This is a genomic window from Catonella morbi ATCC 51271 (assembly GCF_000160035.2).
Lineage (GTDB): Bacteria > Bacillota > Clostridia > Lachnospirales > Lachnospiraceae > Catonella > Catonella morbi.
The window spans coordinates 674,330-698,393 of the sequence record NZ_KI535368.1 but is presented as its reverse complement, the minus strand read 5'-3'; the positions used below and the strand labels follow the sequence as shown (position 1 = coordinate 698,393).

Here is a 24,064-nt window from a genome sequence, read left to right as displayed (position 1 = left end):
TATCTATTGGTTAGTTAAGACTAACCAATATCAAGCTTGAAATTTATACTGAAAAAGGAGAATATAAGAAATTGAGAAAGACATTATTATTTTTATTGTTAGGAATTATGCTTTTAACAGGCTGTGGAAAAACAGGCGGCACTAATAAGGATACAATGAGCTCGGCTAAATCCGGAAGTCAGGGAGAGGCAATGACTTCTAGTAAAGATGAAGGCTCTAAAAGTACCATGAGTTCCGGTGTGATGGGAAGTTCAGGAGAGACTGACTCTCAGATGACAAAGAAAAAAGTAACAGTTACCACTTCATTTTTATATGATATGGTAAATCAGTTGGCAGGCGATATGGTAGATAAGGAACTTATTATTCCTGCCGGAGAAGACCCACATCTTTATGTGGCAAAGCCTGAGGACTTAAAGAAGATATCAGAAGCCGATATGGTGCTTTTCCATGGGCTTCACTTTGAAGGCAAGATGCAGGAAGTACTTGAAAAGAAAGGTTATGCAGTTGCATCAACTTTTCCGGAAGACAAGATAGGTAAAATGGAAGAGGACGGAGAGACTATAATAGATCCTCACTTTTGGTTTGATATTGACCTTTATAAAGAGGCTACATCAAATGCGGGAGCTAAGCTTTCAGAACTTCTTCCTGACAAGAAGGATGAGATAGAAAAGAATACCAAGGCATATTTGGAAAAGCTTACAGCCCTTGATGAAGAAAATAAAAAAGCTCTTGCAGAGATTCCTGAAAGTGGAAGATATCTGATTACACCTCACGATGCTTTCAATTATTTTTCAAGAAGGTATAATATTGAAGTTGTAGCACCACAGGGTGTAAGTACTGATTCAGAGGTTGCAAACAAAGACATAGATAAAACCGTGGATTTTATCGTAGAGCATAAGGTAAAGGCAATATTTGCAGAGTCCACCACTGATCCGGCAAGAATGGAGAAGTTAAAGGAGGCTTGCAAGGCTAAGGGCTTTGATGTGAAAGTAGTAAGAGGTGAAGGAAACGAACTTTTCTCAGACTCACTTGCACCTGAAGGACAGCCCGGAGATACCTATATAGATATGTATAAACACAATGTAAAATTAATTACAGAGAACTTAAAATAAGAAAGGAGTGGTAGGTATGGAAGAAGTCATAGTAAAGGTGGAGGATTTGACCATAGCCTACCACGACAAACCTGTACTTAGGGATAATGATATAAACATAATAAAGAACTCTGTCACGGCAGTTATAGGACCTAACGGAGCAGGTAAATCTACTCTAATAAAGGGAATATTGGGACTTCAAAAGAAACTTTCAGGTGAAATTTTGATTATGGGAGAGCCGCTTAAAAAGGTTCAGAAGAAAATAGCCTATATTCCGCAGACTTCTGAGGTAAACTGGGATTTTCCGACTACGGTTATGGATGTGGTACTTATGGGAAGGTACGTACATCTTGGCTGGTTCAGGCATCCTAAAAGGGAAGACAGGGAAAAGGCGGAGGCTGCACTTAAAAGGATAGGAATGTATGAGTTTAAGGACAGGCAGATATCAAAGCTTTCCGGCGGACAGAGGCAGAGGGTATTTATAGCAAGACTGATAGCACAGGAAGCGGATTTGTACTTTATGGACGAGCCGCTTGCGGGCATAGATAAGGTTACGGAGAAGGTAATTATAGATTTTGTAAAAGAAGAGCAGAAAAAAGGGAAGACTGCTGTAATAGTTCATCATGACCTTGCTACAATAAGGGAATATTTTGACCATGTTGTCATTATCAATAAAAGGGTAGTGGCAGCAGGCAAGGTAGATGAGGTATTTACAAACGAGAACTTAGAAAAGGCGATGATGAAACATGTTTAATATGGATGTACTTACCAGCTATTCTTTTTTAATAGTTGGAAGCGGAACATTTTTACTGGCTGCTATAGCCGGTGCGGTTGGCTGTATTACAGTACTTAAGGGGCAATCTCTTATAGGAGATGCCATAGGACATGCGGCATTTCCGGGCATTGTCCTGTCTTTTATGCTCTTCTTGCAAAGAGAGCCTGTGCTTTTAACTCTGGGGGCGGTAGTATCAGGTACTACTGCCTTCATGCTTATTCAGGTGATAAAAGAAAATTCAAAGCTTGAACTGGATGCAATACTGGCTGTGACTTTATCCTCATTTTTTGGAGCAGGCATGGTATTAAAGAGCCATATTCAGGGGAACAGTGCATACAAAGATGCGGCTCAGTCAGGGCTTTCAAGCTATATTTTCGGGCAGGCTGCCTATATTATGAAAGATGATGTAAAGCTTATACTTTATATAGGGATACCGACTTTGATTTTACTTATCTTATTTTACAAGGAAATCAAGCTGTTTTTATTTGATGAGATTTACGCAAGGACTATAGGCATACGCACAGTATTACTTTATGGAATTATTCTCATTATGACTATGGGAATAATTGCAGCAGGCTTGAAATTAGTGGGTGCTATCCTCATTTCATCTCTTCTTATAATACCTGCAATTACAGCTATGCAATGGAGCGAAAAATTTAGCAAAGTTTTAATTATTGCCGGTGTAACAGGGGGAGTTTCCGCTCTTATCGGAACTTATATTTCTACCGTTTATGACGGAATGAGTACAGGAGCGACCATTATTCTTGTGATGGGAAGTTTTGCTGTAATATCGCTTGTAATAGGCCCTCATGGCATGATTTCCAATATAAAGATGAGGAGGCGGGAAGGAAATGATTGAATCATTAATATCTTATTTTAGCATATCCTATGAGTCTCTCTTGGTGCTTATAGCAACTGCAACAGCCTGTGCGCTTTTAAGTCCTTTTTTAGTACTTAGAAAATTGTCAATGGTTTCGGATGCAATTTCACACTCGGTTTTACTTGGCATAGTCCTTGCTTTTTTTATAGTAAAAGATGTAGGCTCTCCGCTTTTGATAGCGGGGGCGGCTTTATTTGGTGTAATTACGGTTTTTGCGGTAGAATTTCTTTCAGGAACAGGTCTTGTTAAAAATGATGATGCGGTGGGCATAGTTTTCCCTATGTTTTTTGCCCTTGCAGTAGTTCTTATTACAAAGTTTGCCAGAAATGTACACCTTGATACAGACATAGTGCTTATGGGTGAGGTCATAATAGCTCCGTTAAACAGAACGGAGTTTCTTGGAATGGACTTACCTAAGGCATTTGTACAAATGGGGATATTATTTATAGTAAATTTACTATTTATAATTATATTTTTTAAAGAACTTAAAATAACGACTTTTGACAAAGGTTTTGCAAAGCTTGCCGGTTTTTCCTCTGTAGCCCTGTTTTATGCTTTGATGACACTTTCATCGCTTACAGCAGTTACAGCCTTTGATGCGGTGGGAGCTATTCTGGTAGTTTCATTCCTCATTACTCCGGGGGCGGCTGCCTATCTTATAAGCAAAGATTTGAAGGTGATGATAGCTATATCGGTAGGCTATGCGGTTATTAATTCGATTATAGGCTATGTGCTTTCGCTTCTTATGAATGTATCTATGTCGGGAATGACGGCAGCAGTCGCAGGAGTTACATTTTTAATTACCTTCTTATTTAATAGGGAAGGGCTGATTACCGCTATATTTATCAGACTTAAGAGAAAAAGTGAGTTAAAACCCGAACTCTTCCTTACCCATATAGGAAACCACAGCGGCAAGAAAGAAGAACTTGAAGAACTGGGCTTAGGCTCAATCAGAGACCATCTCAAATGGAAACAGGCGGAGGTTGACAAGATAGCCGGGAGACTTATTAGAAGAGGGTTAATAAGGATAGATATAAATAAGAATATTTATGATTTGACAGAGAGGGGAAGAGAGAAGTTTGTAGAGATTGAGGAATGAACTTGAGGTACAAGAATATAGAAAGATAAGTTGACATAATGTGTATAGTGCGTATAATAGAGATATAAGGAGATGATGCTATGAACATGGTTAGAAAAAATATCACTTTATCTGCTACAGCTTATGAAACTATTAATGATTACGCTAAAAAATGCGGTATGTCTTTTTCTGAATTTTTAAGAGATACTGCCTTAAAAGCGATTGCTAAAAGCGAGAATTTGAGCCTGTTAGAGTATATAAATGCAAATTGCACTTATATGGACAAACATGAACAGGAAGAAATTGAAGCTTTGAATATTGACTTTGATAATTTAAGCGGAAAGGAACTTAGCTTAGATGAACTTTTACAAGATTAAGTATTCGAAAACCGCTGAAAAATTCATAAAGAAAAACAAGGCGATAGGTATCAGGTTTTTCAAAGCATTTGAAGAATTAGCAGAAGACAAGGAGAATATTAAATTTTATGATGTGAAGAAGTTTTATTCTAAAACCTATGAAGATATCTTCAGACTACGAATAGGTGACTATAGGGCTGTGTTTCGCATTATAGACAATGAATTGCTTGTATATGTCATTGATATAGGATCAAGAGGGGATATTTACAAAAAACTGAATGTATGATTATTTGAGCTGTTGCAAAATTTGCGACAGCTTAGTTATTAAGCCCTTCTTTAAGTACCATATTACAGTATTTTCCTCTTTTTTCCAATTGATTAAAATCCCGTATTAGGTTACAATAGCATTGATATTGAAAATCATTGATTATCTGGCTGATACGGAGGTGCAGATGCCCGTTAAAGTAAAAACGGTAGAAAGTAAGAGTAAAACCAGAAACGGTATAAAGAGAATGAGTTTTGCAGCATTATCCATATTGCTTGAGATAGGGCTTATAATTGCGCTTATGACCAATCTCAATCGTAGCTTTGAATGGGTAAATATAGCTACCAGAGTAATATCGGTGTTGCTTGGATTAGTCTTGTATGGTCAGCATAAAACCTCTTCTATGAAAATGCCCTGGATAATAATTATACTGACATTTCCTGTAGTCGGAATCACCCTTTATCTTCTGATAGGTTTAAATGGTGGTACAAGGAGGATGAGGGAGCGCTACAAGAAAGTAGATGAGCAGATTTTTCCGCTGTTACCTGAGAATAAACATATCATAGAGAAGCTTACGGAGCTTGAGCCCACAGCTTCGGGAATTGCCAAATATATAAGCAAAACCTCAGGTTATCCAATGTATGAGAATACGGATATAATTTATTATGATAATGCGGAGGCGGCACTTGAGGCACAGCTTGCCGAATTAAAACGAGCCGAGAAATTCATTTTTATGGAATACTTTGCCATAGAAAATGCCGTTACCTGGGGAAGAATTGAAGAAATTCTCATAGAAAAGGTAGAAAACGGCGTGGAAGTCAGGGTATTCTATGATGATGCCGGCTCAATCGGCTTTATCAACAGGGATTTTGCAAACAGGCTTGAAACCCTGGGAATCCATTGCAGGGTATTTAATCCGTTTATGCCCGGTCTCAATGTATTCTTAAATAACAGAGATCACAGGAAGATGACTATAGTAGACGGAAAGGTGGGCTTCACAGGGGGATATAACCTTGCTGACGAGTATTTTAACATAACTCACCCCTATGGTTTATGGAAAGACAGCGGAATAAGACTTGAAGGAGATGCTGTTAGGTCGTTGACAATCACTTTCTTAGAAATGTGGAATGCAGTCAAGCGTTCCGACAAAGATGATACGGATTTTAAGAAATATCTTCCGCATATTGATTATGTGGCAAAGGGAAAGGCATTTATACAGCCTTATGCTGATACTCCGATTGATAATGAGCAGGTAGGTGAGGACGTGTATATGAGCATGGTGGATAAGGCGGAGAAATACTGCTACTTTATGACACCTTACCTTATTATTACCGATGAAATGATTCGTGCTATTTCGCTTGCGGCTAAAAGAGGTGTAGATGTGAGAATAATCACCCCCGGTATTCCTGACAAGAAAATGGTATACAGAGTGACACGCTCTTTCTACAACGGACTTGTAAGAAACGGAGTGAGAATATACGAGTGGACTCCCGGGTTTTGCCATTCGAAAATGAGCGTAACAGATGATAAAATGGCGGTTTGCGGTACTATAAATTTAGATTACAGAAGCCTTTATCATAGTTTTGAAAATAGCTGCTTCATAGTGGATAACACCTGTGCTATAGCCATGAGGGAAGATTTTGACAGGACATTTAAGCAATGCAGGGAGGTAACTGAAGAATACAGGACGGGCAGAAAATCTGTAATAAGATTGGGACAGCTTTTCCTAAGATTATTTGCGGAATTGTTATAATGAAAGAGGTCATTATGAAAAAACATAAAATTATAAAAATAATATGGATAATACTTGGTTTCATAGGCTTTGGCTTAGGCACGGTAGGAGTTATAGTACCCTTGCTGCCTTCGTTTCCGTTTTATATGCTTACCCTTTTTGCCTTTGCCAAAAGCTCTGACAGGCTTCATAAGTGGTTTATTTCAACAGAGCTTTACAAGAAAAACCTTGAGAGTTTTGTAAATAAAAAGGGAATGACGGTTAAAACCAAAATCAGGATAGTAGCCTGTGTAACTTTGGTAATGGCATTTGGTTTCATTATGATGAAGCATGTTCCGGTTGGCAGGATTGTTCTTGCAATAGTCTGGGTGTGTCATGTACTTTACTTTATATTTGGCATCAAAACTTTGGAAGAAGAGAGACAGCCTACTGAAGTTTTAGAAATTGAGGGTGGGGAAAATGATTAAAAAGAGATTGATAGGACTTTTGTCGCAGGCAGGTAAGCATATTATTTATCATATTTTATTGCAGATATTGTCTTTAACAGCTCAGATTGTTCTTGTATTTACACTCGCAAACGTCCTTGAGAACGCTGTGGGAGGAAAGCTTGACAGGGATGCACTCCTCATTGCAATTATAACCTTTGTAATAGTTTATATAATCAGGGTGACCTGTGAGGAACTGGAAGCAAAAGAAGCTTATCTTGCAAGTGTGGACGTAAAAAGGGTAATAAGGGAGAAGATTTACGACAAGCTTCTACGGCTTGGTGCAGGATACAGGGAAAAGGTTTCAACCTCACAGGTGGTTCAGCTCAGCTCAGAAGGAGTTGAACAGCTTGAGACCTATTTTGGCAGATATCTTCCACAGTTTGCCTACAGTATGTCGGCTCCGATTATACTTTTTATTGTGCTTGCCATAAAGGTGAACTTTGTTGTAAGCCTTATACTTCTTCTTTTAGTTCCACTCATTCCGGTTTCCATAGTAGCGGTTATGAAAATAGCCGGGAGGCTTTTTAAGAAATACTGGGGAGTTTATTCAGACCTCGGAGATACTTTTTTAGAGAATTTACAGGGACTTACAACTTCGAAAATATACAGGGCGGATGAGAGAAAAGCTGAAGAAATGGATGTAGAAGCTTCTCATTTTAGAAAAATTACAATGAGGGTGCTTACCATGCAGCTTATTTCAACAACTGTTATGGACATACTTGCTTACGGCGGTGCGGCAGTCGGTATGCTGGTGGGAATAAGTTATTTTCTGAAGGGAGAAATAACTCTTGCAGGAATGCTTACAGTAATTTTACTTGCATCTGAATTCTTCCTTCCGCTTAGGCTTTTAGGTTCATATTTCCACATAGCCATGAACGGAATGTCTGCTTCGGACAAGATATTTGAACTTCTTGACATGGAAGAGGGCGAAAAGGGAGAGGAAGATGTTGAGGGAGGCATACCTGTAATCAGCCTTGAAAATGTGAATTTTAATTATGATGCTGAGCGGGAGATATTAAAAAATGTAAATATGCTTTTTCCTCAGGGAAGCTTTACTTCCATAGTAGGTGAATCAGGCTGCGGTAAAAGTACTGTTGTCGGAATAATTTCAGGCAGGAATAAAGGCTATAGCGGCAGTATAAAGCTTGGAACTAAGGAACTAAGAGATATAAATGAAGCCTCACTTCTTAAAAAGGTGACCTTGGTTAAATCAAACGGCTACCTTTTTAAGGGAACTGTAGAAGAAAACCTGAAGATGGCAAACATGCATGCGGCTCCTGAAATGCTGTGGGAGGTGCTTAGGAAGGTACGTCTGGATGAACTTTTTAGGGAAAGAGACGGACTTGATACAGTGATTGCCGAGAAAGCAGGCAATCTCTCAGGAGGTCAGGCGCAGAGACTTGCCCTTGCAAGAGCCTTGCTTTCTAAATCAGAGGTAATGATATTTGATGAGGTTACTTCCAATATAGATGCCGAAAGCGAAGAAATGATAATGGAAGTAATAAAAAGTCTTGCGGGTAAGCGTACAGTAATTATGATTTCCCACAGACTTTACAATGTAACAGAGTCTGACAATATTTATATGATGAATAAGGGTGAAATAACTGAAAGCGGTACGCATAACGAGCTTTTGGCCAAGCAGGGAGAATACGCAAAGTTATTTAACTCGCAGACCGCCCTTGAAGCCTATGCTAAGAAAAAGGAGTTAAAGCCTAATATAAGAAAGGCTGTAGTGGCTGAAGGTGTGGAAGCCGGAGAAGAAACAGAATATGAGGAAGCTAAAGAAGGACGCAGAAGCGGTATAGCCATTATGGGCAAGCTTATAGTTCTGATAAAACCGTTATTACACATTATGGCTATAGCTGTTTTACTTGGAGTAACAGGCTATCTCTGTGCGATTTCACTGACTATTCTTGGAGCTAAGACCTTGGGAATGGCTACAGGAGGCTTCTTGTCGGATACGGTAAAATATCTTACTGACAATGCGGGAGTTTCCGGGAAAATAACAGGTATTATGACAGCTATGATACTGGTGGCCGTATTTAGGGGAATTTTCCACTATATAGAGCAGTATTGCAATCATTTTATAGCGTTTAAGCTGCTTGCAGTTATCAGACATAAGGTGTTTGCGGCCCTTAGAAAACTCTGTCCTGCCAAGCTTGAAGGCAGGGACAAGGGTAATCTTATTTCAATAATAACGACTGATATTGAGCTTTTGGAAGTATTTTATGCACATACGATTTCACCTATAGCCATAGCTATTACAGTTTCACTTATAATGATTATTTTCATAGGAAGCTACTCGGTGGCAGCAGGAGTACTTGCACTTATTGCGTATATTGTAATCGGTGTAGTTATACCGCTTATAAACGGTAAAAGAGGCGGTACCCTCGGAATGAAATTCAGAAATGCCGTGGGCGAGCTTTCGAGCTTTGTTCTCGGTGAGCTTCGTGGTATAGATGAGACTATACAGTATGGAGCAGGGGAGAAAAAGAAAAAGGCTATTTATGATAAGTCGGTCAATTTGTCTAAAATTCAGAAAGAACTTGCAGAGGCAGAGGGCAGGCAGAGAGGATTTACGGTCGGAGCCATTCAGCTATTCTCGTATGGAATGTTGCTGCTTACTCTTATTCTTTACAGTAATAGTCTTATTGAGTTTGAAGCTGTTGTAATCTGTACTGTAGCAATGATGAGTTCCTTTGGACCTGTAGTGGCACTTTCAGCCCTTTCAAATAATTTAAATCAGACTCTTGCAAGCGGAGAAAGGGTACTTGCCCTGCTTGAGGAAGAGCCTGAGGTGGCAGAGGTAGAAGCAGGAAATGGCAGTATTTCTCTGTCTAAGTTTACAGGGGTTAAGGCTAAGGCTGTGGACTTTTCTTACGGAGATAAGAAGATACTTGAAGATTTTACTCTTGATATAAAGAAGGGCAAAATTTTAGGCATACATGGGGCAAGCGGCTCAGGTAAGTCCACCTTCCTTAAGCTCCTTATGAGATTTTGGGAGACTGACAGTGGTAAGATTCTTATTTCAAACAAGGATATTAAGAAGATTGTCACAGAGGACTTAAGAAAATTAGAGGGCTATGTGACACAGGAAACCCACCTTTTTACAGGCACAATAGCTGAAAATATAGCACTTGGCAAGCCTGAGGCTAAACTTGGTGAAATAAAGGAAGCGGCAAAAGCTGCTTCAATAGATGAATTTATTACAAGTCTTCCGAATGGTTACGACACTAAGGTGGGAGAGCTCGGCGATACGCTTTCAAGCGGAGAAAAGCAGAGACTTGGCATAGCAAGGGCCTTTCTTTACAATGCACCGTTTATCTTACTTGACGAGCCAACCAGCAATCTGGATTCATTAAATGAAGGAATCATTTTGAAGGCACTGAAGGAAAAGAGTAAGGGCAGAACCATACTTCTTGTTTCACACAGGGATTCTACTATGAATATTGTGGATGAAATGGTGGAGATGGGATAGGAAGTAATCTTCTATATAGAATAAGACAATATAAAATAAGACAATATAAAATAAGGCTGTCGCATTAACGGAAAATACTACAAAATATGGTAAACTTATTGTTAACTGATAGTATTTTGTATATCATTTTCTTGGTACGGCAGCCCTATTAGTTTAAATAAATTTAATTTGGGTTTAATGAGTAGTTTATTAAAAATTCATCTTCTGATTTTAATCTATGATAAAAGTTATAATTTTTAACTACTCCTCTGTGTATTCATAAAGCTTTCCTTTCTTATCAATATAATACTTGACACCTCTTTTTTCGACAACAGCTTTTCCTTTTTCAAAAGGATAGACTGTATCATACTTAAATGGAATTACAACCCTGTTTTTCGTATTTACAAATCCCCATTTACCATACCGTTTTACACCTAAAAGACCTTCACTAAAGCCACTCTCATGAATGCCATCATTCTGAAACGGTATTATTATTTTATTGAGTTTGTTTATAACACCGTATTTTTTTGACTTCCGCACAACTGCAAAACCGCTCTTTTGAAAACGATAACCATAACTGTATACAAAAGGAACCGCAACCCTGTTTTTCCTGTTTACATATCCCCATTTTTTGGATTTTTCTAAAGCTATAAGGCCGTAATTGAAACCATTAAAATCAATATCGTCATACTTGAAAGAAATTACAGTTTTATTGTTTTTATTTATCATGCCATATTTTCCTGACTTTTTTGCGATAGCAAGACCATCTTTGTCAAAACTGTATACTTCATCGTACTCAAAAGGAATAATTACTTTACCGGTCTTATCTAAAATTCCTGCTTTTCCCGATTTCTTTGCTATGCTTAAACCGCTGTCGTTAAAAAACGTTAAAGCATCATACTCAAAAGGAACCAGTATATTGTTATTTTTATCTATAAATCCATATTTACCGGACTTCTTTGCCTCAGCGTAATCATTTTCGTAAAAATGATTTAGATACTCATACTCAAAAGGAATTACAATTTCATTGTTTTTATTTATAAATCCAAATTTGCCGGATTGCTTTGCAAGTGCATGACCGTTTCCGTCAAAGGTGTATAAATTATCATAGCTGAAAGGTATTACGGTTTCATTGCTTTTATTTATCATGCCATATTTTTCATTCTGCTTTGCAACGGCAAGACCATTTTCATCGAAAAATCCCAGTCCATCATAGATGAAAGGAATAACTTCCTGATTCCTACTATCTAAAATGCCCCATTTATTGCCATCTTTTGCTGTGATATAGCCGTTACCGGTATTGTTTAAGTCATCGTACTTACAAGGAATAAACAATTTCCCGTTATTGTCGGCATAACCACGTTTTCCGTTAGAACTTCTTACCTCAGCGTACTCATATTCCTTAGTTCCGTATTCAGGTTTGTATCTATCATCGCTGGTATCATCCGCATCTTCATAGTTGTCATCATAGTATATACTATACTCAAATTCCAATGTAGTATTGTTATTGTAGTCGATGATTCCATAAGTTCTATTTCCTGACTCATCTTGTTTGACAGCTATATACACTTTTGTGCCAAATGGAAGTAAATCGAAGTAGGTAATCGGGACAAGGAGGTTATTATTCTTGTCGATAACACCTGCTTTTTTATTTATTGTTGCACGGAACCTATCAGTGCCGACTGTTCGCCAAAGAGAATCATACAGGAAAGGAACGATCAGTTTACCGTCCTTATCTATGATCCCCATCTTATTACCTTTTTTTACAACCGAAAGATCTTTAAAAGCTCTTATTACCTCATACTTTTTTTTGGCAGTTATCCGGGCGAAGGCAGCCTGTGTGTGGAATAGTCCGATTACCATTGCAAATACCAAAAGGATACTCAACCTTTTGAAAACTTTTAACCACATTTTGTTCCTACTCATAATTTAGTCCCCCTTTTCTCATTGGTTAAATCAATAAAGATTTAAAATATTGTTATAAAAATGGCAATATACTTGTCATTTTTATAAGTGTACCAATAATTATTCTCAAAATCAACAATTAACTGAAAAATTAATATAATTTTTATATATAGACTTAAAATACCATCGGAATAAAATACACAGAAATAATAGTGAACGAAATATTGATACAGGATTTCTCCGGTTTCGTCAATCGTAATTCTTGCAAAAATATTCATAATCCGCTAATTTTTGTAAAAATAGCTGCTTATTCATATTTTTTTGCGTGTCAAAAGATAATAAATTTTTTTGCAAGCAAGCCCCAATCGAGTTTTTATACTTTTGACACTTGTATCGCTAAATAAGTAATAAGTCAAATAAAATTATCCACGAAATATCCTGTAAACTACCGCAATTCTTAGACTGTGACAGTTACTGATATTTCGTGGATAACCACTATAAAGAGGTATATGGTTTATAGGTGAGGATAATTTTGGCTTAGTAAGGCATAATCTCTACAAATCCGAAATTCTCTTTAAATTCTTCACCAAGCTTATTAGCTAAAGGCTGCATCTTATCCATAAGATTTTCCACATCCTTGTAAAGTGAGTCAAGCTTAGAAGTAAGCTCTTTGGTAGCTTCTTCAACCTTGTTATACTGCCTGTTATGCTCTTCTTTAAGTGTGTTAAGCTCTTCCTCTGCCTTTATAAGAGTTTCCTTTTCCTCATCGGTAAGAGCCTTTGATGATTTGATAAACTCTATATTATCCTCAATTGCAAGGTCTTCATCAGTTGCATTCTCATAAACCTTGTCCCAGATAGTCGGGTGCTTATTTGCAACTTCATCAATTTTATCTGCGATTGCCCATTTATCCGTAATCTTGTTTGTAATCCTTTCTATCTCTTCTGTGGTTTCTTCAATATCTCTGCGTGTTTTCTCAAGCTTATCATAATCCTCTGTTAAAGACTTTTTCTCTTCCTTTGTAAGCTTTTTATCATTTTTTAGGAATTCTGAAAGAGAAGGGGAATCTTCATCATCTCCCGGATATGCAAAGAAGTTTTTGTCTGTTTCTTTGAAATCAGTATCATTTGGATACCCAAAGAAGTTCTTGTCGGTTTCTCTGAAATCAGTGTCATTAGGATAGCCGAAGAAGTTCTTGTCAGTTTCCTTGAAATCAGTGTCATTTGGATAGCCGAAGAAGTTCTTGTCAGTTTCTTTGAAATCAGTATCATTTGGATACCCGAAGAAGTTCTTATCAGTTTCCTTGAAATCAGTATCATTTGGATAGCCAAAGAAGTTTTTGTCGGTTTCTTTGAAATCAATATTTTTATTGCAGCTCTTCTTGTCGGTCTCTACACCTTTCTTTGTGTCTGCCGCTTTAACGGTGTTTAATCCTGCTGTAGCTCCTGCTACTGCTAAACTTCCTACTACTGCTAAAATTGCTAATCTCTTCATAATAAATACCTTCCTTTCGTTGTTTGTTTTATTTGTTTTATAGTTTTGATAACCGATGTCTTATCGCTTTATCTGTGTATAGTATAGCGCCGAAATTTAGGTAAAATCTCCTTAAAAACGTAAGGAGTGTAGGGAAATAGTGTGTGAAAATTGGGGCAAAACCGGAATATGATAGTTTATTTTTAAATTGCTTGACAAGAAATCGTAAAAGGTGTATTATCAAAATAAAAAAACCGAACGGTCGGTTTTGTTAAAGGAGTATTATTTTTATGTCAAAAGAATACAATTCACAGGCAACTATTGAAACTATCTTATCCGTATCGGCAAAGTTGTTTTTGGAAAAGGGATTTGATAAGACCAGTATGATGGATATAGCTAAAACTGCCGGAATATCAAAGGGTGCTATTTATCATCATTTTCAGTCAAAAGATGAAATTATCAAGTCTGTTACGGAAAGGCAGGCGCAGTCAGTAAAGGATGCGATGGAGAGTTTTCTGTCAGAAACATCCTCATTGAGCGGTAAAGAACAATTACAGCTTATTTTGGAAAGAAATTTTGAAAACCAAAAAGCACATTATCTGGATGATGTGATGAGCGTTAGAATGAAAAGTGCGGAATTTGTTTTGTCATATATGCAAAGCTGTGTAAACAAAGATTCTGCCTTTGTTTCGGAGATTATCAAGAGGGGAATTGCGGATGGTTCACTGGTTACGAATTCCCCGGATGAATGTGCAGAGGTTTTTCTGCTGCTGTTAAATGTATGGTGTGATCCCGCTGTTTTTGACTGTACCGGTGATAAGCTGTCATCACGATTGAAATTTTTGCAATACCTTATGAAGTCAATAGGAATAGATGTATTAAGTGATGGATTTATTGAAAAATCTCTGGAATTATTACGCAAATTATATGGCAGGGAGGACAAAGTCGGTGAATAATACTTTAATAGTTGAAACAAAGAATCTTACAAAAACTTTCTCGGGTAAAGAAGTAATCAAAAACTGCAATATGAGTGTGGAAAAAGGCACGATTTACGGCTTCTTAGGGGCAAACGGAGCGGGGAAAACAACCATATTCAAGCTTTTATCGGGATTGATTACACCAACTATGGGCAAGGCTCACGTCTTAGGAAAGGACGTTACTTTGGAAAGAAGCAGTATTTTATCTGAAATTGGCACTTTGATTGAAACGCCGATATTTTATGAACATTTGTCAGCAGCGGAAAATCTACAAATACATCTGGAATATATGGGTAAGGAGAGTGGTGATATAACAGATATCTTATCGAAAGTAGGCCTGGATGATACGGGTATTCAGCCTGTATCAAAGTTCTCTCTGGGTATGCGCCAGCGTTTAGCCATTGCAAGAGCAATTATCCACAAGCCTCAGCTGCTGATTTTGGATGAACCGATTAATGGGCTTGATCCTATGGGAATCAGGGAAATGCGGGATTTGTTTGTAAACCTGGCGAAGACGGAAGGAATGACTTTGCTCATTTCCAGCCATATTTTAACTGAAGTTGAACATATTGCGGATATCGTTGGAGTAATCGTCAATGGAACGATTATAAGAGAGGTTCCGATGGCGAAAGTAAAAGCAGAATATCCTTCAGGACTTGAGGATTATTTTATGGATATAATGACAGGGAGAAAAGAAGATAATGAAAACACTTATTAGATTAGAATTGAAAAAAAACAAACTTAATACTTATATAATAGCCGGGACTATTATAACAATCATAATGTTAGGCTTCCTGTTTCTTTTTGCCTATGCACCCCTAATAGAGCCTAACGATAAAGATATGGCGATTTTTTCGGGATACAATAATCTCATTCCTTTGTTCGGAGTTTTCAGTATGGCGGTATTTTGTGTGATGTCATCGGTTATGTATTCAAAGTTTATTATTGAAGATTATTCGGGGAAACGGCCTATTTTACTTTTTTCATACCCGGTGAGTCGTAAAAAAATTATTTTATCAAAGCTGGGCGTTGTATCAGGCTTTTCCGTCATTTCTATGATTGCCTGCAACCTTATTGTTTTCCTGACATTCGGTATAACCGAAAATTTCATTCATCTCGTGGGAAAAGATTTTACACTTTCCATTATGCTGAAGGTGGTTGAAAACACTCTTATCATGTCTCTCATAGCCGCAAGTATCGGAGTGGCGGCTGTAGGAATCGGGTTTATAAAAAAATCGATACCGACTACCATAGTTTCTGCAGTACTTATTGCTTCGTTAATGTGCAATATAGTGATAAATGCAAGCTTAAACAGGGTTACGATGTATGTGTTAACGACAGTGATGATATTTGTCGGAACAGTATTTTCAATATTTTTAATTAAAAAAGTAAATGTTATGGAGGTTGAATAATGGAAAAGAAGATAGAGGGAACAGTAGATAAATTGCTTGAAAGCATATCACCGGGGCTGCATGTATTCAGCATCGGATCCGGGATTGTACTTATACTTTTAGGAATTTTTCTGTTGTTCAAAAACAGGGGACTAAAAGAGAAGAAAGGTGCCTCTTATGCCGGTCTTATTTGTTTTGTATTAGGCATTGTTGCTGTAATAAGCGGCTTTGTGCAGATGCGATAGCCTAAGGTTAAATATACGTATCCGGGAGATAAACTGAAAACTATTATAATTAAAACCGCCAAAGCAGGGGGAGAATTCCTGCTTTGGCGGCTTGAGGTTACCTAATGAATTTTTATGTGTAAGTAATAGGGGTTTAGTAAGGCATAATCTCTACAAATCCGAAATTTTCCTTAAATTCTTCACCAAGCTTATTAGCTAAAGGCTGCATCTTATCTATAAGATTTTCCACATCCTTGTAAAGGGAGTCAAGCTTTGCAGTAAGCTCTTTGGTTGCTTCTTCAACCTTGTTATACTGCTTGTCATGCTCTTCATTGAGTGTTTTAAGTTCTTCTTCTGCCTTTATGAGAGTTGTCTTTTCCTCGTCGGTAAGAGCCTTTGAGGACTTGATGAACTCTATATTATCCTCAATTGCAAGGTCTTCATCGGTTGCATTCTCATAAACCTTATCCCAGATAGCCTGATGTTTATTTGCAACTTCATCAATCTTATCTGCTATAGCCCATTTATCCGTAATCTTGTTTGTAATCCTTTCTATCTCTTCTGCGGTTTCTTCAATATCCCTACGTGTTTTCTCAAGCTTATTATAATCCTCTGTCAGGGATTTTTTTTCTGCCTTTGTAAGCTTAGTATCCTTTTTCAGGAATTCTGAAAGAGAAGGGGAATCTTCGCTATCTCCCGGATAAGCAAAGAAATTTTTGTCCAATTCTCTGAAATCCATGTCATCAGGGTAAGCAAAGAAGTTCTTGTCGGTTTCCCTGAAATCAGTATCACCCGGATAAGCGAAGTAATCTTTATCTATTTCTCTAAAATCTATATTTTTATTGCCGCCCTTCTTACCGGTTTCTACACTCTTCTTTGTGTCTGCCGCTTTAACTGTGCTTAATCCTGCTGTAGCTCCTGCTACTGCTAAACTTCCTGCTACTGCTAAAATTGCTAATCTCTTCATAATAAATACCTTCCTTTCGTTGTTTGGTTTATTTGTTGTATAGTTTTGATAACCGATGTCTTATCGCTTTATCTGTGTATAGTATAACGCTGAAATTTAGGTAAAATCCCCTTAAAAATGTAAGGAGTTTCGGGAAAAAATGTGGGAAAAGTGGGGCAAAGAAAGACAGTGATAAATAACCCCGAAACAATAATAAGCCCCCAAAGCAGGGGTAATTTCCGACTTTGGGGGTTTAATGGCAGTTACAAAGATATGAGAATTTGGTTAATTGACTAATGATTAGTCTTTTACTTTCAGAGTTTTGATTTTACCGTCTTTACTGCGAATAACCTCAATATTTATACCATTTGCTATAGCAGCTTCACTGTTGTCACAGTAGGTAGCCTGTCCTTCATCTTGCAGAAAATGGATTATTTTTCCCTTAAATAACCAGGCTCCCGAAAAAGCATCATAGGTTACGCCATAAGGAGCATAAACATCTCTTATACTGTCATTTTTGTAATCAGGCTCACCTCCTTCAAAGCTGTCATATTGATCGGAAATACTTTTTTGTGAATCTTCAATCCCTCTTTTTAATTCTTTTTCTTTCTTTGTTCTTGCGGCGAAATCTTCATCGGAAGCTTTCTTTAATCCGGTTAAAATGCCTTCTGCATTTCTGATAGGCAAAACATCTATAACACCTTCACTATAGAAAAATGAATTAAGATTGCCTCCGCCTATGTCGTCCTTGAAAAAGCGTACCATTTTACCCTCATAGAAAAAACGGTCTTTTTCTTTATCATAAGTCATCCCATAGGTTTTGTAGACAGAGTATTTTGTTTCAGTTTCATTTGTATCATTTTCACTGATAATATCTACACCCTCTAAAGCATGAGAAGAGGTTTCGCTTTGCGGAGGTGCAGAGGTGAAAGCTCCGGCTGCAATATGCGGATAGGTATACATTGTTGTTATGCCAAGTGCAATTACAACAGCTAAAGTTACGGCAAATTTTTTCTTCATAGGGTTTGACCCTCCTTTCTTTTGATAGTTTAATCTTATCAGATATTTTTGTATCAGCATTGTGATGAATATGTTTTTAATATGTAGAGAGAATAAATTTTATATAGAATAAAACACCTTTCTCAGTGTTTTTGATACCATATAAAGCATTATGTTCATCTAAAATTGTCTTTACGATATATAAACCTAAACCGCTACCTCCTGTTTGCCTGTTGCGTGATTGTTCTATGCGATAAAAAGCATCAAACAATTTGGAAATTTCATTTTCAGGAATATGAACTCCTGTATTTTCTATGCTAAAAAGTACATTTTCATTTTCTGATAAAGCGGTCAGGGTAATGGTACAATTTTTTGGTGAATAAGAGATTGCATTGGATATTAAGTTGTTGATAACTTTTTGAATCAATTTTTTATCACCTTGTATTTGTAAATTTTGAGAAATATTTTGAATATAGTTAATATCTTTGTTTATGATAATATCTTCAAAAAGCTTACATTCCTCTATAATTATATCTGAAAATACTATATTTTCTTTGTTGATACTTATTTTGGATGATTTTATATATGCAATGGTTAAAATTTCCTGTACCATATTTTCCATAGTATTTATTATTTCGAGTGAACGGAATAAAAATTTATCCCGATTTTTATAATCTCCGATATTTAAAAGCATGCCTTCTGTTTGCCCCTTGATAATAGTAATCGGGGTTTTGAGTTCATGTGACACGGCAGAAAAAAAGTCAAGCTGTGCCTGTTCTAATGCCTTTTCATGTGCTATATCCGTTGCAAGTTTTGCATTTGCTTCCTGTAAATCGGTTAAGGTTTTTTGTAAATTTTTTGCAAGGATATTAAGTGATTTTTTCAGTGTTCCCAATTCATCGGTGTTTTGTTCTTCAAATTGCCAGTCAAGCTGCATATCTGACATTTTAGTGGCTATTTTACAGACTTTAAGTATAGGATAAGTGACAATGTGTGTGAAAAGCCAAGAAATTAAAAAAGCAATTATAATTATTATGATTAAAATAATGGGGAAAATTTGCAGAAAACTTTGTTGTAACTGATGAATCTGTTCGGCTTTTCCATATACAACAAGTGAGTATTTTTCTGTTTTGTCAAGGAAGGAAAAATGATAAGCAGCTGATAAAGTCGGTTGGGCACTGTCAAATCCTTCGACACTTTGACTAAACTCTTCCTGCTGAATAGTCGGTAGGCTTAATAATTCTCCTTTGTCTGAATAAAGTTCAATAGAAAAAATATTATTTTCATAAATAAACCGGTCGAATAATTTTCCGCTATCTGCAAAAGAAGATTGTTTCAGTTCTATAACAAAAGCTTTAACTTTTATATCGAGGTCATTATTTAATTGCTGTGAATATGTTTTTGGCATAAGTAAGGCAAGAATAGCAAAAACTAAAAAGCCAGTAAATAACAGGGAAAACATTGTAATGCTAAAAACTTTTGCAAACAGGCTACTTTTAACTTTCTTTATCAATTTTATACCCCACCCCTCTGATTGTCTGAATAAAAGTAATATTAAGCTTTTTACGAAGATTTTTGATATGTGTGTCAATTACCCGTTCATCACCGTAAAAATCATATTTCCAAATTTTATTTAAAAGATTTTGTCTGGTAAGAATACGCCCCCGGTTTAACAGCAATTCTCTAAGCACTTCAAATTCTCTTTGTGTCAGTTCATAAGAAATGCCGTTAACAGATGCGGAATAATCATCAAAATCTAAAATCAGGTTATCATAAGATATGGTTTTATGTTCCTGATCTGATGTTTTACTTGCACGACGGAGTACAGCAGCTATTTTTCTAACCAAAACCGGCATAGAAAAAGGTTTTGTAATATAATCATCAACTTGTAAATCCAGTCCTTTTATCTGTTCCTTCTCTCCATTTAAGGCGGTCAGTATAATAATAGGAATTTGAGATTTTTTTCGTATAAATTCGCAAACACTGAAACCATCTATTTTAGGAAGCAATATATCAAGTAAAATAAGATCAAAATCGTCATCAGAAAAAAGATTTATAGCTTCAAGCCCATCGTTTGCAACAGTTATGTCATAACCGCTTTCTTGTAAAAAATTTTGTAAAAGTTCCTGTATATCTAAGTCATCTTCAACTACCAGTATTTTATTCATAATTTTACCTCCAAGTCAGATTATAACATAATAGTTTGTGATTAAAGTGTAGTTTTTGATTTTTATAACAAAATAAAATAGCCCTCAAAGCAGGGGAATTTTCCTGCTTTGAGGGCTTGAGGTTACCTAATGAATTTTTATGTATAAATAATTGGGGTTTAGTAAGGCATAATCTCTGCAAATCCGAAATTTTCCTTAAATTCTTCACCAAGCTTATTAGCTAAAGGCTGCATCTTATCCATAAGATTTTCCACATCCTTGTAAAGAGAATCAAGCTTTGCAGTAAGCTCTTTGGTAGCTTCTTCAACTTTGTTATACTGCTTACTGTGCTCTTCGTTAAGTGCCCTAAGTTCTTCTTCTGCCTTTATGAGAGTTGTCTTTTCCTCGTCGGTAATAGCCTTTGAGGACTTGATAAACTCAATATTATCCTCGATTGCAAGATCTTCATCGGTTGCATTCTCATAAACCTTGTCCCAGATATCCTGGTGCTTATTTGCAACTTCATCAATCTTATCTGCGATTGCCCATTTATCCGTAATCTTATTTGTAATCCTTTCTATCTCTTCTGCCGTTTCATCAATATCCCTGCGTGTTTTCTCAAGCTTATCATAATCTTCCGTCAGGGATTTTTTCTCAGCCTTTGTAAGCTTTTTATCATTTTTTAGGAATTCTGAAAGAGAAGGGAAATCTTCGTCTGCTCCCGGATAAGCAAAGAAATTTTTATCCAATTCTCTGAAATCCATATCATCAGGGTAAGCGAAGTAATCTTTATCTGTTTCTCTAAAATCAATATTTTTATTGCTGCCCTTCTTGACGGTTTCTACACTCTTCTTTGTCTCTGCTGCCTTAACGGTGCTTAATCCTGCTGTAGCTCCTGCTACTACTAAACTTCCTGCTACTGCTAAAATTGCTAATCTCTTCATAATAAATACCTTCCTTTCGTTGTTTGGTTTATTTGTTTTATAGTTTTGATAACCGATGTCTTATCGCTTTATCTGTGTATAGTATAACGCCGAAATTTAGGTAAAATCTCCTTAAAAATGTAAGGAGTATAAGGAAAAAGTGTGGGAAAATTGAGGCAAAGCAGAGATATAGAAAATACGTGACAGTAAAAGAATGTTGCCAAATAGCGGAACTTTGACATATAATAAGGATATGCTTAACTAAAGTTGATTAAATATAGAATCCGAGGAATAAAAGAAGAGGAAAGTGCTTATGAAGGTCAGTGAAATTATTAAAAAGCCTGTGGTAGAGGCAAAGTATCTGAATGTAGATAATGCTGACAGATATCGCCCTATTATCAGGCTTTTTTATTTAAAATACGAAAAATTAAAATACTGGCTGTATCAGGAAGAGGTATTTGAGGAATTAAAAGAGGATACATATTTTGCCGGGTATACTATTGAGCAGTGTAAGCAAGACTTAAATACGCTTACTGAATGGGGCAATCTTCTTGCTATGCAGGATACGAGAAGGGCAGCTACCTTAGAAGAATTTGCCAATAAAAAATTTCGTTACCAGCTCTCAGAAACCGCAGTAGAAGTAGAACGTATGGTAATTAGGATAGAAAATCTTTTTATAGAGAGCTCTTCCTTAGAACCAAGCCTGCTTGAAAGACTAAGAATGAGCCTTGCAGGGCTACCTTCTATGTTAGCTGAAAATGATGAAAAGTTGTATTCATACTGGAATGATTTAAATAATGATTTTAAAAGGCTTAACCAGAATTATCAGGATTATATGAGAGAGCTTAATAGTGTAAAAGCTGAAAATCTTATGCGTACTAAGGAATTCCTTATATTTAAGGACAGGTTGATTGAATATTTGAGAAATTTTGTTAAAGGGCTGCAAACAAATGTAGGTATAATTGAGACTATTATTAAGGGCTTTGATGAAACAATGCTGCAATCCCTTATAAACAGGATATTCCGGTATGAACTTTCTATTCCGAGATTAGAAACTGTTGTAGATGAGGAGAGAATTTTAGATAATATAAATGGCAGGTTTGAAAGTCTTAAAGACTGGTTTGTAAGTGATGGCAATAAAGAGTCTGAGGTAGTGAAAGTCTTTGATACCACTAATGAAATAATCCGTAAAATTACAGGTTATGCCGCAAGAATAAGTGAGAGTGGCGGCAGCAGTGCGAATAGAAAAGAAGAATATAAAAAGCTGGCTGAAGTTTTTTATAATTGTGAAGATATATGTGAAGCACATCGTTTTGCAGGGCTTGTTTTTGGTACGGCAACTACATTTCATTTAAGAGGAATAGGGGAAAGGCAGACAGAAAGTATAAATAGCGGAGTATATGAGGAAAAGACCTGCATAAAAACAGTTACTCCAAGGGTAAGGACTTACAGAGAGAAAGCAAAAAGAAGCGGAATTAAGGATAATTTTAAAGCAAAAGAAGAACTGCGACTTGCTACAATAGAAAAACTTGCTGCTGAAAGAGAGCTTTTAAGAGGATATATTAAAGACGGCAGGCTGGTATTTAAGGATTTGCCTGAGATAACACCATTTGTAAGAGATGTGTTTTTAACCTGGATATCAAGGGCTTTGGAGAATAAAGAAGGCAGGGGAAAGACTGAAGAAGGGAAAAGATTCAGACTTATCTCTCCTACGACAGAAGAGATTTGTGAACTTAAAAGTGAAGATGGAGTGTTGTATATGCCGTCTTATGAGATTATATTTGAGGATGAAATAAATGAAAGCATTGGAAGTATTGCTTAGTAAAAGGTGGATATTAAAGTCAAGAGACAGGGAGCTGTATTATTCTGTAAGAGATGAACTTCCCAAGTTTAAGTCATTTTTAATAGAAAAATTAGGCTTTCAGGTGGTTGTCAATTCTTATCTTATAAAGCTTGAGAAAATTCCCGCTGTGGCTGAAAACTGGATGGGAATAAAAGAATTTAGCGATAAGATGGAATATGTAATTTTTATGACTGTACTTATGTTTTTGGAAGAAAAAGATATGGGAGAGCAATTTGTGCTTTCAGAACTTACCGAATACATCCAGACTGCAGTAGAGGTGGAAAGTATAGATTGGACAGTATACAGAAGTAGAAAATATCTTGTAAAGGTTATGAAATATCTGGTTTCAGAAGGGATTTTAGAGATTAATGATGGAAGCGAGGAAGATTTTCAAAAAGACGGTATAAGTGAAGTTCTCTATGAAAATACCGGAGTTTCAAGAAATTTTGTAAAGAATTTCACCAGAGATATATCAAACTTTAAAGGAATGGCTGATTTTTACGACGGAGATTTTATAGATACGAATGAAGATAGGGGAATAGTCCGCAGACAGAGGGTATATAGGAAGCTTTTGCTATCGGCAGGATTATACAGAAATGAAAATACTGAAGAGGATTTTAACTATATAAGAAATTTCAGGGGAATAATAGCGAATGACTTTGAAAGTTTATTTGACTGTAATCTTCATATACATAAGTCCAGTGCTTATTTGGTGATAAATGAAGGTTCAAGACTTGGGAGGGCATTTCCGGAAGAAAGTACCTTATCGGATATAGTACTCCTTGTAAATGATCTGATACTTAGCAGGATAGATGAAAATAAACTGACTCCTGCAGTAGATGAAAGTATAATTTTATCTTTAGAGAATTTTAATGAGCTGATTGAGGAAACTAAGAGATTGTACGGAAACGGCTTTGCAAAGACTTACAGGGATATGACAACGAAGGAGATTTGCAGTGTGGTAACTGAGTATATGATGGAACTTGGGTTTATAGAATATCTTGGAAATGATGTGAAAATAAATCCGATTGTAGGCAAGGTGGCAGGAAGATATCCAAAGGATTTTGAAAGTGTACAAGAATAATGTAAACTATTTCACAAAGCTGTATTTAAG

22 protein-coding genes and 1 pseudogene are annotated in these 24,064 nt (G+C 36.5%); 16 read left to right on the top strand and 7 right to left on the bottom strand.

Features of this window, described 5'->3' with window-relative positions; all coding sequences use genetic code 11:
• Positions 1–107 precede the first annotated feature (107 nt).
• The 10 genes and pseudogenes from GCWU000282_RS10140 to GCWU000282_RS17530 all read left to right on the top strand — a co-directional run bounded on the left by GCWU000282_RS10140 (position 108) and on the right by GCWU000282_RS17530 (position 10,143).
• Positions 108–1,112: a metal ABC transporter solute-binding protein, Zn/Mn family gene (locus GCWU000282_RS10140; RefSeq protein ID WP_023355025.1), complete on the top strand. Its 1,005-nt coding sequence runs from the start codon at positions 108–110 to the stop codon at positions 1,110–1,112.
• A 16-nt stretch (positions 1,113–1,128) separates the two neighbouring features.
• On the top strand, positions 1,129–1,845 hold the full coding sequence (locus GCWU000282_RS10135; RefSeq protein WP_023355024.1) for a metal ABC transporter ATP-binding protein: 717 nt from the start codon (positions 1,129–1,131) through the stop codon (positions 1,843–1,845).
• Entirely contained in the window at positions 1,838–2,725 is an 888-nt protein-coding gene (locus tag GCWU000282_RS10130) for a metal ABC transporter permease (RefSeq protein WP_023355023.1), read from the top strand. The genes GCWU000282_RS10135 and GCWU000282_RS10130 overlap by 8 nt, the downstream gene beginning before the upstream one ends.
• Positions 2,718–3,845, top strand: a complete 1,128-nt coding sequence (locus GCWU000282_RS10125) for a metal ABC transporter permease (RefSeq protein WP_023355022.1) — start codon at positions 2,718–2,720, stop codon at positions 3,843–3,845. Before GCWU000282_RS10130 ends, GCWU000282_RS10125 begins: the two co-directional genes overlap by 8 nt.
• Before the next feature lie 80 nt (positions 3,846–3,925).
• Positions 3,926–4,201, top strand: coding sequence for a CopG family transcriptional regulator (locus GCWU000282_RS10120; RefSeq protein ID WP_023355021.1), 276 nt, complete (start codon positions 3,926–3,928; stop codon positions 4,199–4,201).
• Entirely contained in the window at positions 4,182–4,466 is a 285-nt protein-coding gene (locus GCWU000282_RS10115; protein ID WP_023355020.1) for a type II toxin-antitoxin system RelE family toxin, read from the top strand. Before GCWU000282_RS10120 ends, GCWU000282_RS10115 begins: the two co-directional genes overlap by 20 nt.
• 166 nt (positions 4,467–4,632) lie before the next feature.
• A complete protein-coding gene (cls, locus tag GCWU000282_RS10110; RefSeq protein WP_035040238.1) occupies positions 4,633–6,198 on the top strand; it encodes a cardiolipin synthase in 1,566 nt (521 codons plus the stop codon).
• 14 nt (positions 6,199–6,212) lie between these two features.
• Positions 6,213–6,644 carry a YbaN family protein gene (locus GCWU000282_RS10105; RefSeq protein WP_035040236.1) on the top strand — a complete coding sequence of 144 codons (432 nt, stop codon included), beginning with the start codon at positions 6,213–6,215 and terminating at the stop codon, positions 6,642–6,644.
• Positions 6,637–8,361: pseudogene (locus tag GCWU000282_RS17535) on the top strand (ABC transporter ATP-binding protein/permease); the annotation flags it as partial. The gene GCWU000282_RS10105 and the pseudogene GCWU000282_RS17535, both read left to right, overlap by 8 nt.
• Before the next feature lie 114 nt (positions 8,362–8,475).
• On the top strand, positions 8,476–10,143 hold the full coding sequence (locus tag GCWU000282_RS17530) for an amino acid ABC transporter ATP-binding/permease protein (protein ID WP_207637287.1): 1,668 nt from the start codon (positions 8,476–8,478) through the stop codon (positions 10,141–10,143).
• Positions 10,144–10,383: 240 nt separating this feature from the next.
• Here GCWU000282_RS17530 and GCWU000282_RS10095 read toward each other — a convergent pair whose 3' ends face one another.
• Both GCWU000282_RS10095 and GCWU000282_RS10090 read right to left on the bottom strand, forming a co-directional pair.
• Entirely contained in the window at positions 10,384–12,048 is a 1,665-nt protein-coding gene (locus GCWU000282_RS10095) for a WG repeat-containing protein (protein WP_023355016.1), read from the bottom strand.
• A gap of 516 nt (positions 12,049–12,564) precedes the next feature.
• Positions 12,565–13,521 carry an MCP four helix bundle domain-containing protein gene (locus GCWU000282_RS10090; RefSeq protein WP_023355014.1) on the bottom strand — a complete coding sequence of 319 codons (957 nt, stop codon included), beginning with the start codon at positions 13,519–13,521 and terminating at the stop codon, positions 12,565–12,567.
• A 269-nt stretch (positions 13,522–13,790) separates the two neighbouring features.
• Here GCWU000282_RS10090 and GCWU000282_RS10085 point away from each other — a divergent pair, with 269 nt between their 5' ends.
• From GCWU000282_RS10085 to GCWU000282_RS10070, 4 genes are read left to right on the top strand one after another with little or no spacing between them, the layout of a single operon-like run.
• Positions 13,791–14,456: a TetR/AcrR family transcriptional regulator gene (locus GCWU000282_RS10085; protein WP_023355013.1), complete on the top strand. Its 666-nt coding sequence runs from the start codon at positions 13,791–13,793 to the stop codon at positions 14,454–14,456.
• Positions 14,449–15,195 carry an ABC transporter ATP-binding protein gene (locus tag GCWU000282_RS10080; protein ID WP_023355012.1) on the top strand — a complete coding sequence of 249 codons (747 nt, stop codon included), beginning with the start codon at positions 14,449–14,451 and terminating at the stop codon, positions 15,193–15,195. Before GCWU000282_RS10085 ends, GCWU000282_RS10080 begins: the two co-directional genes overlap by 8 nt.
• Positions 15,179–15,889 carry an ABC transporter permease gene (locus GCWU000282_RS10075; RefSeq protein WP_023355011.1) on the top strand — a complete coding sequence of 237 codons (711 nt, stop codon included), beginning with the start codon at positions 15,179–15,181 and terminating at the stop codon, positions 15,887–15,889. The genes GCWU000282_RS10080 and GCWU000282_RS10075 overlap by 17 nt, the downstream gene beginning before the upstream one ends.
• Positions 15,889–16,113, top strand: a complete 225-nt coding sequence (locus GCWU000282_RS10070; protein WP_023355010.1) for a hypothetical protein — start codon at positions 15,889–15,891, stop codon at positions 16,111–16,113. Before GCWU000282_RS10075 ends, GCWU000282_RS10070 begins: the two co-directional genes overlap by 1 nt.
• A gap of 133 nt (positions 16,114–16,246) precedes the next feature.
• On the opposite strand, the gene GCWU000282_RS10065 is transcribed toward GCWU000282_RS10070, so the two are convergent.
• From GCWU000282_RS10065 to GCWU000282_RS10045, 5 genes are all read right to left on the bottom strand, one after another.
• The gene (locus GCWU000282_RS10065) at positions 16,247–17,059 is read right to left on the bottom strand and encodes a hypothetical protein (protein WP_023355009.1); all 813 of its coding nucleotides are present in this window, start codon (positions 17,057–17,059) and stop codon (positions 16,247–16,249) included.
• A gap of 279 nt (positions 17,060–17,338) precedes the next feature.
• Positions 17,339–18,058, bottom strand: coding sequence for a hypothetical protein (locus GCWU000282_RS10060; RefSeq protein WP_035040231.1), 720 nt, complete (start codon positions 18,056–18,058; stop codon positions 17,339–17,341).
• 76 nt (positions 18,059–18,134) lie between these two features.
• Positions 18,135–19,550, bottom strand: coding sequence for a HAMP domain-containing sensor histidine kinase (locus GCWU000282_RS10055; protein WP_023355006.1), 1,416 nt, complete (start codon positions 19,548–19,550; stop codon positions 18,135–18,137).
• Positions 19,534–20,205 carry a response regulator transcription factor gene (locus GCWU000282_RS10050; RefSeq protein ID WP_023355005.1) on the bottom strand — a complete coding sequence of 224 codons (672 nt, stop codon included), beginning with the start codon at positions 20,203–20,205 and terminating at the stop codon, positions 19,534–19,536. Before GCWU000282_RS10050 ends, GCWU000282_RS10055 begins: the two co-directional genes overlap by 17 nt.
• Positions 20,206–20,363: 158 nt before the next feature.
• Positions 20,364–21,128 carry a hypothetical protein gene (locus GCWU000282_RS10045; RefSeq protein WP_023355004.1) on the bottom strand — a complete coding sequence of 255 codons (765 nt, stop codon included), beginning with the start codon at positions 21,126–21,128 and terminating at the stop codon, positions 20,364–20,366.
• A 292-nt stretch (positions 21,129–21,420) separates the two neighbouring features.
• On the opposite strand from GCWU000282_RS10045, the gene GCWU000282_RS10040 reads away from it, so the two are divergent.
• Positions 21,421–22,929, top strand: coding sequence for a TIGR02677 family protein (locus GCWU000282_RS10040; RefSeq protein ID WP_023355003.1), 1,509 nt, complete (start codon positions 21,421–21,423; stop codon positions 22,927–22,929).
• Positions 22,904–24,034: a TIGR02678 family protein gene (locus GCWU000282_RS10035; protein WP_023355002.1), complete on the top strand. Its 1,131-nt coding sequence runs from the start codon at positions 22,904–22,906 to the stop codon at positions 24,032–24,034. The genes GCWU000282_RS10040 and GCWU000282_RS10035 overlap by 26 nt, the downstream gene beginning before the upstream one ends.
• Positions 24,035–24,064 lie beyond the last annotated feature (30 nt).